The sequence below is a fragment of the Legionella erythra genome (assembly GCF_001467615.1).
In the GTDB taxonomy this organism is placed as follows: Bacteria; Pseudomonadota; Gammaproteobacteria; order Legionellales; family Legionellaceae; genus Legionella_C; species Legionella_C erythra.
The window spans coordinates 410,941-423,898 of the sequence record NZ_LNYA01000034.1 but is presented as its reverse complement, the minus strand read 5'-3'; the positions used below and the strand labels follow the sequence as shown (position 1 = coordinate 423,898).

Genomic DNA, 12,958 nt, shown 5'->3' with positions numbered 1-12,958 from the left:
GTGGATGGGACAATTCCTTTTTAGAACATTTGCTCAGTTTGATTGAAAATTGAAGTGCGTAGGCCGTGATCGAGCTATTGATTATTTTCAGTACATCAGCATGCGTTAAGCAACGATTTGCTATAGTAATAATTATTGCCATTGAACCAGGTGTTGTAATGAGTCAGGACAAAGTCCCCAACCCCCAAGCCAATTTTATACCCGATGAGAACATACTTGATGAGGAATTAACGCCGGAAGCCCCGCGCCCAAAAGCAGCCAAACGTGCACGGGAACTGCATGAGCGCCTAAACAACAGAACCTTTGAAGGCCATCCACCGGCTGATCCCAGCTTTGTCATCGATTTGCTCAAAGCCAAAATACCCGGATTGACCGGGTTGCTGCAGGGCGCTGGAAGAACTGGCGGCACCATAAGCAGCCTTATCGCTGCAACCGGTCATGTCTCGCAACCGCTGCAAGCTGCAGGATCTGGCTTTCACATTGCCGGCGCTGCCTTGAGTGTTGTGGATTTTGTCCGTATCCCCGCTGTGTATCTGGCGGCATTCATTGTGGGCGAAAAAGTACCCATTACCCTGTCTAAAACCGCGCGCTGGTTGTATTCAGGCGTGGGCGTGGGGCTTGCATTAACGGCCATACTGCTTCCGGTTGCAGCGCCCTATATTGGTATCGCCGGGGCCGGCATGGCCTTGGGGGTGAGTGTTATTTCGCTGGGAAATATGATTTATCAGCGTTACCGGTTAAAAAATGACCTGAAAAAAAGAGCAGGGGTTATTGAGTTCGAAATGACTGAATTAAAAGCGCTTGCTTCGCGAGCCAAACAGTTGGAAGAAGAGCTTGGAACCCTTGACGCATCCACCGATGCGAAAAGAATCAGCGATATCGATCGTGAATTGATCTCACTCGCCAACCAGTCAGAAGAAAAAGAGACCGCTTTGCAGGAATTGCACAATAAACAGGCTGCTGACCAGGCCAAACTCAAAAAAATGGGAACCATGGCCTTTGTGGATAAGGGAGTCGCCATCGGTTTAGGATCCCTGGTGGTGATTGGTGCCATCGTCAGCCTGTTTTTCCCGGTGGCGGGTTTAAGCATTCTGGCTGCCGCAGGCGTTATCGGTGTCAGCTATGCGGCGGGGCGTTTTATAGGCCCTATCGTTGCCCCTTATCTTAAAAAATTCGGAAGCTGGGTTGCGAGCAAATTCGGTCAAGAGAAAGACAATGCCGAAGAACCCGCGCCGGAGTTAACAGAGGCTAACAGAGAAAAGGCCGCTTTGATAGGCAGTGCTGAACAAGAGGATAAGTTAAAGATTGAAAACCCGCGTCCCCGCCTAAGCCTTCTGGATAAACAATCCAAAGAGGAACTTATAAAATTGCGTCAGGATCTTAAGATTCGGGAAGAACACATGGATGAAATGGATCGAAAACTCACGGCCCTGGTCGAAAAAAACGATGCTCGAGGCGTGTTGAATTTCTTCAGCAACTTAAAGCAAAACTTGGGAGCGGAATGCCCGCACACAGACTTAAGTTTTGTTTCTGATCTGTTTGAATCCATTGAACCGGCCCTGAAATTACTGGGGAAAGCGGTCAACCAAATCAGGCGCGGGGAGTTGAAACTGAGCGAGGAAGAGCAATTGGATTTGGAAAATGCGGCAGATTTCACCAGCACGCTTCTGGATAAGCCAGAGGCAGCCATGGTGTTATCCATTGCTCATGAACATCCGGTTAGCGACAGCTTCGCAAAACCGTCTGCCCAGGAAGAGGATGATGAAGAGGGAGAAGGTGAGAGCATGAAAGACGACGACGAAAACAGGGAGTCGGACGCCAGTCACCCAACGTAATGCCTACGATTGCAATCCTCAATAAAGTGGTATAGCTTAGTTGATCTTGATTATGGATTGATGAGGCGGCGGCTCATGCTGGCATTATTTCGTGAGCAACCACGCGCTTTCCACATGATTTTCATGCTGGAAATCTGGGAGCGGTTTGGTTTTTATACAGTACAAGGTATTCTTACCCTGTATTTCATGCGATTTTTAGGATTTAGTGACAACGAAGCCTATTTCGCCTTTGGTGCCTTTTCGGCGCTGGTCTATGGCATGGTTGCTTTTGGCGGCTACCTCGGCGATAAGGTGCTCGGTACCAAACGCACTATCGTTCTGGGATTAATCACACTGGCCTTGGGTTACCTCGCTCTGGCTTTCGCGGACGAGGAACGCGTTTTTCTGGCGCTGGGCTTAATCTGCGTTGGTAATGGTTTGTTTAAGGCCAATCCCTCCAGCCTGTTGGCCAAATGCTACACGGAAGACGATCCCCGTCTACACGGCGGCTTCACCCTCTACTACATGGCCATTAATCTGGGTTCGACCGTGGCTCTTATCGCAGGCCCTGCCGTTTCATCCCGGTATGGATATCCCTACGCCTATTTTGTGAGCTTCATCGGATTGGTATTAGGACTGGCAAATTATTGGTTTCAACGCCGGCATGTCGCCAATGTGAATACCGAGGCGGATAATAAAGACATCCAGTTATGGCAATGGGCTGTGGTAATGGTCGGTATTGTGCTGGCTACCTTCGCGTCGGCTTACCTGTTACAGCATGTGATGATTGCTCAGGAGTTGGTTTGGCTGGTCACTGCAATCGTTGTGGGCATTTATTTTGTTTATATGCGCCGCGAGAAGAACCGTTCTTTCCTGCGCATGGTGGTGGCGCTGGTGTTGATGATTGAGGCCATTGTTTTCTTCACACTCTACCAGCAGATGCCGACATCATTGAATTTGTTCGCAGTCAATAACGTAAACCCGGTATTGTTCGGCATCACGTTCGATCCGCAGACCTTCCAGGCGCTGAATCCTATCTGGATTATTATCATGAGCCCTATTCTGGCTATGTTTTACAGCCGCTTGCACAAATCACGTGTGCATTTCCACATTCCCTACAAATTTGCAGTGGGCATGATTTGCTGCGGGATTAGCTTCACACTCCTTTATTTTGCCCGTTTCGTTCATGATGAGGCGGGAATGGTTTCTTCCTGGTGGCTGGTGGCCAGTTATTTTTTCCAAAGTACAGGGGAATTGTTTGTTTCGGCGTTAGGCGTTGCCATGGTGGCTGAACTGGTGCCTGCCCAGATTGCCGGTTTTGTGATGGGTATGTGGTTTCTCACATCGGCGGTGGCCGGCTTCATTGGCGCTTCCGTGGCGTCCTTTACCGCATTGCCTGAGCATGTGAAACCGGGTTTGGAGTCTTTAACTATCTACACCAATGTATTTGCCTGGATTGGACTGGTGACATTGGGTATCGGCATTTTTATGTGGCTGATTTCCGCACGCTTAAGCCATTATATTAAAATCCCGCACGATGTATGAAAGCCATTTCTCGTTCATGTCAGCCTTTGTCTAATGCCGGTTTACCAAGCTGAGTTTTTCCGGGGCTGACGCATGGAGACACATAGGCATTAAATGCTACTTCAATAAGTTGTCTTAACCCGTGCGAAGCGGGTATCCATGGAGAAAACGCTTAATCAACACCATGGTTATTCAATCCGGTTGAATAAATCATGGTTTAATAACGTCTCATTATTTTTATTTCAGAGAAACGTATATAAATATATGCGATTAAACCCCTTTGTGCCGACTTGCCGCGATTTTATTTCCACGACAGGCCACTACTTAATATTTGTTTAATAAACATTCAGTATGATCGTTATTATCTACTGCCCAGCAGTTGATTGATACTAATCCAGTGGAGTACTGACGTGAGTTTACCTCCTATAACCAGAAAAGCGACGTTAAAAGTAATAGCCAAGGCTAAAAAAGCCGGTATCGAGCTGCAAGGTAAGATTCCTGATGTTTTTTTAGAGGATTTAGAACCCAACAAAGCGGGCTTTACTGCGCCCCAAAAGGCGGGCCCTAATGATACGCTTCAATTATTAAAGGTATTTAAAGCCGCGGGGTCTGACAAACTCAGTGAAGATGAGCGCTACTACATCGAAGCATTAATCGCGGCCCATTTAAAAGACATGGAAAAAGCCTTACAGGTGAGCAAAGTTCAGGAGAAGAAAAAGTCCAACTGGGTGAGTAGACTTAAATTCATACTTCTGGCTATTGCCGGAACCATTTTTTTCGGTTGCGAAGGGTTTGATGGTGTAACCGCATTATTGGGGGTTTTTAATCTCCCTACCGTCGGTATATTTGTTGCTGGTACCGTATTTTCCGTGCTGTCCATTCTGGTGTTTTATGCGTTTGATCTGGTTGAGATTTCGCATAACCTCGGTGTTAATTTAAAAAGTGCACCGAAGATGGTCGATCTTTACACCAAAGAGCTTGAATCAATAAAAGCGCTGCGTATAAAAATTAATTCACAATGGCATAAGGCAAAAACGCCGGAAGAATTGGAAGAATACCTTAAGCTGGTTGAGGCGCTGAAAGCGCGACGGCAAGAAATTTTGGATGACGTTGCAAAACTCGAAAAAGCACTGGATAGACCGGCATTAAAAATGGCTAAGTTTGTCACTGCGGCGATCACCGGGGTTATATTCTTTAGCGGTGGCTTTTTTGCAGGCCAAACCGTAGCCTTGGCAATCGCAGGGCTGTTTGTAAGCAGTATTTCAGCTACGTTCTGGCCGATTATTTTAGTCAGCGTCGCTGTGGGCTTTGCAGCACTCGCGGTTTACTGGTTTGTTGAGCGTCCCGGCATTGAAAATTTAATTGGCCGTATGATTGGTCTTGATAAAGAAAAAATTGAAAAATTAACCGATAAACACGAGAACAATAATGAAAATCAGGACTTGGAAAGCCTGCTTGAACATATCAATGATAAAAAAAATCAACTGAATAACCCGTCTCCCGATCAGCAAGCCTTTGTGGAAGAAAAGAGGGCTCATGAGGAAACAAGAAAAAAACACCAGGAAACAGAAAAAGAACACGTCAACGTCGTGAAGGATCTGACGCAGCAGGTGGATTTATTGCGGGCTCAACACAATGAAGTGGTTATCGAGAACAAGAAAATGGAAATTGCCCTAAACCAAAAGACATGTGAGGTAGCGGTTCTTCGTGATAAGCAGGAAGAAGAAACTCAAAAAGCGGCTGAAATGGAAAAGAAACTGAAAGAAGCCGAAGTTCAGTTAAAACAGTTAGAAGAGACCAAAAAACTACTTGAAAGAGCAAGAGAAGACAATCTACGGCTACAATCGATGTTGGAAAAACAAACAGAACATGCCAATGAACTGGACAAGGTTTTATCCATGGAGAAGCAAGAAAAGACTGGTTTACAGGCAAAAGTGTATAAGCTGGAGGAATCGGTCCGTTTTTTCCAGAAACAAGCGGAGTCAAAGATCATTGTCAACACACAGGCTGTTTCGGCAGAATCTGCCGAGTTGGTGAGTGGCGTGGAAAAGGAACCATCGCCTGTTGTGGTGATGGGGCTGTTTGCTTCGTCTGAGGTCACGAATAAAATGCCTGGGGCACTCGTATTGAATGCCAGTCATTCAGGCCATGAACCCGGAGTGGCCCATTTTTTCTCTTAACAGGTATCAGCACTCAAGACATGAGGCGAATTGGTCACCACCTGCCTGATGCCATGGCCGATGGTGGCCAGATTAAGCGGTAGATAAACCAACAGTGAATGCCCGGAGCGGTAATTGGGGTTGATGGTGTGATAATAATCCGTCAATTCATTCTGCTCAATATGTTGCAGATCAGGGTGAAGGACAGCCAATTGATTGGTAATGACCATCGGATGATGGGATGCTGATTGCCACTGGTTATGAATTTTAAGCTGGTCCACCAATTGTAGAATGGCATCGGGCACCGGTCTTTGCGGGCGCGGATAGTAAATCTCGCTCATGGTCGACAAAAACTGGTATTTGGTGGGTGTATTGACGTTAGAGAAAAACACCAGCTCCTGTTCGGGATGGCCTAATTTATATTTCATGGCCTGAATCAATCCGATTTTGGCCGCACTGTAACAAATATTCAACCGCTGGTCATGATAAGTGCCGCCCAAAAAAACAATGTATTCTTTGGTGCCCACGTAAAAAACCTGCCGGTAAATGCGCATAAACCCAATGATGCGCTGATGATGCCCATAAAAAACAGCCAAATCCCCTGGCTTATTGGCTCCTAAAAGCGTATTGTTAAATGCAGCAGTGTCTTGAATCAGGTAATGCTGCCGGGTGAATCGTTCCAGGTTTTGCACAAGCAGCGAAGGAAATGCTTCGCCACGCTCTGTATTGAATAATTCGGTGCGTACAATAGCTCCCGTGTCCATTTTCCCTCCCTGGAAAAAGACATAAACGCCTAGTATAGTAATGACCCTTCAAAAAAGTCAAACGCCGAGTATTTTTTTTACAAAAGGGACAGTAATTCGTCTTTGGGCGGCCAGGGATGCTTCGTCCAGTCTATCCAGTATCCTTTGTAACTCATGCATGTTTCGTCCGCAGCGATTAATTAGAAAAAGCGCCACGCTGCTGTTTAAATGAAATCCCCGCTTATCAGCCTGCTGTTGCAGGGCGATAATTTTCAATTCATCATTCAATTCTTTAAGCTGAAGCACTAATCCCCAGGCGAGGCGTGAACGTAAATCGGGCAATTGGATGGCTGATGATGCAGGGGAATGCTGGCCACTGATTAATAGCGTCGCCTCAGGCCTGTCGCGAACTTGATTGTAAAGATGAAATAACGCTTCTTCCCAGGCAGAATCGCCAGCTATCGCGTCAATGTTATCCAGTGCCAGTAAATCATGAGTGGCCATGCCTTCAATACTGGCCGGGCCCCATTCTTTTAAAATATCCAATGGCAAGTAGACGGCCTGGGGATGCAATTGACAACAGGCTTGCAACAAATGCGATTTACCGCATCCCGTCGTCCCCCAGAGGTATAGGAAATGTTCGCCCTGACCTTTCAGCATGGCTTCAATCTGCTGTTTAATTAAGCGGTTTTCCTCATCCCAGCAAAAGGTATTTAAATTGGCCTGGTAATTCAATTGGATGGCTAGGGCTAACTGCTGATTATTCATTGAGGCAAACGGTTGGCAATACAGGCTTTCCTACTCCAGGTCCAGACATAATGAATGTAGGTGGCTGTTGTAGTGATGGCGGTCAGGATAATTAAGGTTTGAATGAGATAATCGGTAATGGGGAAAAAAGCCAGTTCGAAAAGGCATACAGTGACCAGCGCCAGTTGTAATGTGGTGTTGATCTTGCTGAGTCGGGTTGGTTCAAAATCCAATTGACGCTGGATAAACCAGTACCATGCCAGAACACCCATGGAAATGGTGAAATCGCGTAAAAAAACCAGAATGACCAGCCACCAGGGCAGTTGCCCGATGAGGGCTAAGGAAATAAAACTTGAGGCGATGAGCAATTTATCCGCAAGAGGATCCATAAATGAACCAAACAGGCTCTGCCAGCTGAAATGCCTCGCCAGCCAGCCATCAAAGCCATCGGTAAATCCTGCAAACATGAACACATAAAAGGCTGTCGGATAATTTTTATGATAAAGATAAACCAAAAAAGGGATAATCAATATCAGCCGTAATACGGTCAATGCATTAGGACTATGTTTTAGTATCGGGTGAGACACAATAATTTATATGACCTTTTGTTTTTGGCCAGCAAGAGCAAGGCTGCCGCCTTGCTGCCACGATTCTATTATTAATCGCCCTCAAGTTTATACAATCCTGCTGCGACTGTCACCTTGTTGCGTAGGTGATTTGTTGAGCGCGAGTCCCGATGCGGCGATTAAACTGCAAACACCGATCAAGCTCATCAGCCCCATAAACGGCGTAACATGCTCAATACTGAGCAGGCTGCTGATTAAACTGAACAGCGCTGAAAAAGTAAATTGACAAAACAGCGTCAGAGCCAGGGCAGTGGCCATATGTTGTGGGAAAGGACGGACCGAGGCGGCGGTGGTTGAGGCGACAATGAATCCTGTACCGAAATAATACACCATCATCGGGACGATAAAAAGGAGAATGAGCTGACTGCCTGTCCATGAAAAAAAGACCATCAATAAGGCGCTGCCGGCAAAAAAGCGCACGCCGAATACGGCGAGTTGCGCGCTGCTGAAATAACGGGTCAGCAAGCCGCAGGTCCCAGTGCCCACCAGGTGCATGATGGCCATGATCGTTTTAATACTGCCATACTGACTGACGCTAAACCCCCCGCCCTGGATTAAAATAAAGGGGGCGCTGGTATTAAAGGCCGATTCGCCTGCCATCATCAAGGCAGATACTATCAGGTAACGCACAAACAAGGCATGATGAAAAACAAGGCTAATTGTTTGGCCTAAGGGCAAGACGGCAGCCGGCGACGTGTGGGTTTCTGCAATCCAGGGCGTGAGACATAATAATAAAAGTCCATAGGCAGCCATGATGAAGGTTGCTGCTTGCCAGGGCCAATAGTGATGGATGTAGCCGCCCAGGACAGGCAGGAAACAAATAAAAAAACCAGCTAGAGAAAATAAAAAGGCAAATTGTCGAGTCGCCTGTTGTTCATTGTGCGTGTCATTCACCATGGCCCGCCCCATGAGCAGAGTAGCGCCCACGGCCACACCCTGCATAAAACGGCATAACAGAAAGAAAAACACGGAATGACTCAATGAACAGAGCCAGTTGCTGACGGTGTAAAGCAATAAGCCAACGATAAAGACGGGTTTGCGGCCGCGTTGCTCAGAAAGCCTACTCCACAAAAGCATGCTTATCGCTTTACCCGATAAGAAAAGACTGATGGTCAGTTGAGCGACCCGTGGCGTGACGTCAAAAAAGACAGCCAATTGCGGCAAAGCGGGGGTTATAAAGTGGATACTCATGTTGCCTAAAAACCAGGTCAATAAAATCATTATCCAGGCTGATTTTCTCATCATGACCCCTTCGCGACGGGTTTAAAGGGTAAATTCTGTGACAGCGTAAGGGTTGACGCCGCCAGTGCCATCAGGGCATAAATGGCTGCGACAATTAGAAACAATTGCGACAGGGACATAAACCCCGCCAGATACCCGCCGAGGCAAATGCCGGTTAAATTCCCGAGTTTGGCCAATGAATTAGCAAGACCCAGGGCATAACCCTGTTGGTCGGACCGGTCGCTGATTAAGGTTAAGAGAGCAGGTAGAAGTGCAGCGAGCACCACACCCCAGAGAAGGCGTGCAACAATCAGGCTAAGGCGGTTAATCAATAAACCCTGTGCCAACAGGATGAGCGCGCCAAGCAGGCAATAAGCCAGTAAATAATATTTAATCCGTTGCGGGTGAAGGCGGCATTCATCAAACTGGCGTCCGCACCACTCGGAAGCCAGGAGCAGCGAAACAGCCGGCAGTGAGTAGAGCATACCGATGAAAACAACATCGGCATGCAGCGCCTGTGTAACGGCTAATGAAAACACAGGATCGATTAAATACCGGGCCATCTGGGTCAACACGATCAGTAAACCAATGATTGCGGTAAAAAGCCCTACAGATAATAACGAAGGCGATGTGTGAAGCGGGCGTTTAGCGGGCTGAATGCATGTTTGCGGCAATTGGTTTTGCATGATGAGGGTGGTGGCGAGGCTTAACAGCAAAGCGGTCATGTAGAGGCCGCGATAACCGGTGTAAGTCAGGCATAAACCACCGACAAGACCGGCAACCGTTGTGGCAATGGCTTTGGCAGATTGCAGTCGCGCCAATTGCCGGCTTTTGCAATGCCAGTCGCAAAGCGACACGGCATAGGTCTGCATGGCGACAATAAACCCGGCAAAGCCCCCTTGAATAATACGGACCATGAGGATAGCTGAAGCCGAATCGGCAACGAGCATCAGGCCCTGACAGACGACTAAAGCCCAGGCTGCGCGCATCAGCATCAGTTTGTATCCCCACCGATCGGCCAGCCGGCCCCACAAAGGCCCCATGATGATGTTGGCGCCCATGGGCAGTGCCAGGGCCAACGTGCTGTAAAATACAGCTGAATGCAGTGAACCAGACTGACTCGCTATCAGCAAGGGAAGAAAAGGATTTGTCATTTCCATCGCGAGCAGCATGAAAAATTGACTGGCAAGAATAATCCGTTGTAAACGCTTGTCCATATTAATGACTCAAAGGGTTATCAATAAAGGTGAACAGGTCATCCTGGCCTCCCTGATTAAGCCGCATGGATAGGAGGCTTTTATGCGCCCATGGCTTGACAAGTATTTTTTGATAATACCAATCGACAAGAGACGGTTGCACAAAGGGCGAAAGTTCGGCAAACACAGTTTTGAGCACGGTACCTGTCTGCTGCCATAATTCGCTGGCTGTGCATGGGCCATGTTGATTCAGGGCCGCTATCACATAAGCTACATTACTTTGCAGATTGCTGTGGATGAATTTGTCGCACACCGTCTCAAGGTTGGGGCTGGTTAAGGTGGAATCAGGATGCAAAGCGGGCTTTGCTGCGTGATCGTAAACAGGATGAGTCGATAGGCGAATGCCGCCCAGGTCGCGTATAACCAAGGCCGTGGGAAGGTGATTATCAAAGCGGATCAAGGTATTTTGCTGATGACTCTCCATGGCGATGCCGTAACGCATCATGAAATGCAGCTGGCTGGCAAAAATCAGGCGGCAATAGGCATTAAAATATTGACGTAGAGATAGGCCGCTGGCTTTCATGATATCGAGAAGCAACGGGTAGGGCCCGTCCGGTGATTGGGTGAAAAGGGCGGCAAGCGGGACTAGGCGTTGTGTTTCATGGTGGACAAATGTGACCGGATTCTCCCGCAGCAGCAAGGCCGCCTGATTTCGTTGATGAGCGGGAATGGCCGGATGCTTCACATTGATTCCAGCGAGATCACGGGCTAAAAAAAGTGTTCCCTGGTAGTAATCCTCGCCCTGCAAAAGATGATTTATCCAGGCGGATAGGGCCGGACCGTTGTCGACAGAGGCTGGAGAAACAGTACGCAGTGCCGACGTGGTGTGCACCCCTGCTGCCAATTTTAAATGGCAGCGTTTGTCGCCTGAGGTCATCATGGTGCGAAACGACATGGATGGGCGGGTCAGTTGATGATGAGGAATAAAAGTCAGTTCCTTACTATCCAGTAGTTCGGTAAAAAGGCTCTGAATTTTATTGCGCCATTGCCAGGGATGGATGGGTAATGGGTAATAGGCCTCCGGGTTCATCTGTTTAAAGCGGAGACTATCCTGCCAGCGTTGATATTCGTGTGGAAATTGACTCTGGAGCAGGGATTCATAATCCATGCCGCTTAAGTGGGCACGGTCACGCCGCAAAGCACCCCAATGAATGGCGACCTGGGCATTAAATTCCGGCGAATATTGCATGACTTCTCGACGGTTAAATCCCATTTTACAGCGGAAATTGGGGTGATGAGGATGCCCGACACAACCCCACTGTTCCAGTAATTCCATACTCTCCTGCGCGGAGCACGGATTTAACCAGGCCCAGAACGTCGAGCCATGAAGCTTACGTTTTAATTCCGTTTGCCAGCGTTGGCGATAAGCCAGAGCCAATGCTTCATTGGCGATGCTTTCGCTGAGTTCCAAACGCAAGCCCTGCCAGTTGTAAAAGGCGCTGGCCGGGTGTGTGCGCTTCATTTTGTCTTGAAGCAGATCAAGCCAATCATGGATATGATGGCTGGCTAAGGGGGTGGCAATCAATTGTTCCATCGCGGCTGCTTGTTTAAGGCGCTGCAGGCAGTCATGATGCGCGACAGTAATATAATAATCAATGGCATGTTGTGGCAAACCGATGCCGACTTCAAATAACAAAAAGCGTAATTGATGACTTAAATCATGAAAATTACCATATGCAAGTGCCATCGTATGAGATCCATCAAAAGAAGATAGATTAAATATAAATGATAATCATTCTCATTTTCAAGTGGGTTTTATACCACCTGTCCAGAATATTTTCCTCTCCCCCAAACCGTTCTCACCGAGAAAAGGGGCGGGTTGAGAGAGAAGCATGCGAAAACGCCTGGACTCAGTCTTCTTTTTTGCGGTAAATAACGGCGGTATTGCCAATGACCTGGATGAGTTCGGCCTGCAATGCGTCGCAGAGTTCATGAATCATGATTTCGCGATCGTCTTTTTCAGCGCCATTGATTTTGACCTTAATTAGCTCGTGTGCATTCAAGGCGTGGCTGGTTTCTTCAATGACGGGCGGGGTCAATCCTTTGGCACCAATCAAGATGACTGGTTTTAAATGGTGGGCTTTGGCTTTAAGGGCCTGTTTAAAGGCAGTGTTCACGCGGTATCCTGAGAAAATAAATGGCGAATTATTGCACGTTTTGCTGGGAAAAGGTAGTAAATTTAAGTATGATAGCATGAGTTTTTCATTACATTGTCCAGTATGCCACGTTCCAAAAGCAGTAAGAGATGGTTGCAAGAACATTTTGACGATGTTTATGTTAAAAAGGCGCAATCAGAAGGGTATCGAAGCCGCGCTGTGTACAAACTCCAGGAAGTGGATGTCAAAGAGCATTTGCTTCGTCCAGGCATGACCGTGGTGGATTTGGGCGCAGCACCTGGCGGCTGGACTCAATACGTCAGTCAAAAACTACAAGGTCATGGCCGTATTGTTGCCCTGGACATTTTACCCATGGATGCGTTGCCTGATGTTGATTTTATTCAGGGTGATTTCCGTGAAGACGATGTGCTGCACCAGTTAATGAATTTAATTCCTGAGCGCAGTGTGGACTTGCTTTTATCAGACATGGCCCCAAATATGAGTGGTACGGCCGCTGTGGATATTCCGAGAGCGATGTATCTCGCGGAGTTAGCGTTTGACTTTGCCGATAAGACGCTTAAGCCCGGCGGCTCCATGCTGATTAAGATATTTCATGGTGCCGGTTTTGATGATTTGATTAAAGAGGCCCGCACACGGTTTGAAAAAGTAGTTATTCGTAAACCAATGGCCTCACGTTCTCGTTCGCGAGAAACCTATTTGCTGGCGAAGGGCTATAATTTATAGTAACTTTATCGTTCTAACGACGTAGAAA

General features: G+C 47.5%; 11 protein-coding genes. 4 read left to right on the top strand and 7 right to left on the bottom strand.

Annotated features, from left to right (window positions below; translation table 11 throughout):
* The first annotated feature begins 158 nt into the window (after nucleotides 1–158).
* The 3 genes from Lery_RS13205 to Lery_RS13195 all read left to right on the top strand — a co-directional run bounded on the left by Lery_RS13205 (nucleotide 159) and on the right by Lery_RS13195 (nucleotide 5,518).
* On the top strand, nucleotides 159–1,835 hold the full coding sequence (locus tag Lery_RS13205; protein ID WP_058527698.1) for a hypothetical protein: 1,677 nt from the start codon (nucleotides 159–161) through the stop codon (nucleotides 1,833–1,835).
* A 75-nt stretch (nucleotides 1,836–1,910) separates the two neighbouring features.
* Nucleotides 1,911–3,359 (top strand): oligopeptide:H+ symporter, encoded by a 1,449-nt coding sequence (locus tag Lery_RS13200; RefSeq protein WP_058527697.1) that lies wholly within the window; start codon nucleotides 1,911–1,913, stop codon nucleotides 3,357–3,359.
* Nucleotides 3,360–3,748: 389 nt separating this feature from the next.
* Nucleotides 3,749–5,518: a coiled-coil domain-containing protein gene (locus tag Lery_RS13195; protein ID WP_058527696.1), complete on the top strand. Its 1,770-nt coding sequence runs from the start codon at nucleotides 3,749–3,751 to the stop codon at nucleotides 5,516–5,518.
* On the opposite strand, the gene Lery_RS13190 is transcribed toward Lery_RS13195, so the two are convergent.
* From Lery_RS13190 to yhbY, 7 genes are all read right to left on the bottom strand, one after another.
* On the bottom strand, nucleotides 5,515–6,261 hold the full coding sequence (locus tag Lery_RS13190; RefSeq protein ID WP_058527695.1) for a hypothetical protein: 747 nt from the start codon (nucleotides 6,259–6,261) through the stop codon (nucleotides 5,515–5,517). The genes Lery_RS13195 and Lery_RS13190 overlap by 4 nt on opposite strands.
* Before the next feature lie 57 nt (nucleotides 6,262–6,318).
* Entirely contained in the window at nucleotides 6,319–7,008 is a 690-nt protein-coding gene (hda, locus tag Lery_RS13185; RefSeq protein WP_058527694.1) for a DnaA regulatory inactivator Hda, read from the bottom strand.
* Entirely contained in the window at nucleotides 7,005–7,562 is a 558-nt protein-coding gene (locus tag Lery_RS13180; protein ID WP_058527978.1) for a CDP-alcohol phosphatidyltransferase family protein, read from the bottom strand. The genes hda and Lery_RS13180 overlap by 4 nt, the downstream gene beginning before the upstream one ends.
* A 99-nt stretch (nucleotides 7,563–7,661) precedes the next feature.
* Nucleotides 7,662–8,858 carry an MFS transporter gene (locus Lery_RS13175; protein ID WP_272946897.1) on the bottom strand — a complete coding sequence of 399 codons (1,197 nt, stop codon included), beginning with the start codon at nucleotides 8,856–8,858 and terminating at the stop codon, nucleotides 7,662–7,664.
* The gene (locus Lery_RS13170; protein WP_065230302.1) at nucleotides 8,855–10,051 is read right to left on the bottom strand and encodes an MFS transporter; all 1,197 of its coding nucleotides are present in this window, start codon (nucleotides 10,049–10,051) and stop codon (nucleotides 8,855–8,857) included. Before Lery_RS13170 ends, Lery_RS13175 begins: the two co-directional genes overlap by 4 nt.
* A 1-nt stretch (nucleotide 10,052) precedes the next feature.
* The gene (locus Lery_RS13165; RefSeq protein WP_058527693.1) at nucleotides 10,053–11,777 is read right to left on the bottom strand and encodes an IucA/IucC family protein; all 1,725 of its coding nucleotides are present in this window, start codon (nucleotides 11,775–11,777) and stop codon (nucleotides 10,053–10,055) included.
* A 163-nt stretch (nucleotides 11,778–11,940) separates the two neighbouring features.
* Nucleotides 11,941–12,207 carry a ribosome assembly RNA-binding protein YhbY gene (gene yhbY / locus Lery_RS13160; RefSeq protein WP_058527692.1) on the bottom strand — a complete coding sequence of 89 codons (267 nt, stop codon included), beginning with the start codon at nucleotides 12,205–12,207 and terminating at the stop codon, nucleotides 11,941–11,943.
* Between the two features lie 102 nt (nucleotides 12,208–12,309).
* Here yhbY and rlmE point away from each other — a divergent pair, with 102 nt between their 5' ends.
* On the top strand, nucleotides 12,310–12,930 hold the full coding sequence (rlmE, locus tag Lery_RS13155) for a 23S rRNA (uridine(2552)-2'-O)-methyltransferase RlmE (RefSeq protein WP_058527691.1): 621 nt from the start codon (nucleotides 12,310–12,312) through the stop codon (nucleotides 12,928–12,930).
* The last annotated feature ends 28 nt before the right edge of the window (nucleotides 12,931–12,958 follow it).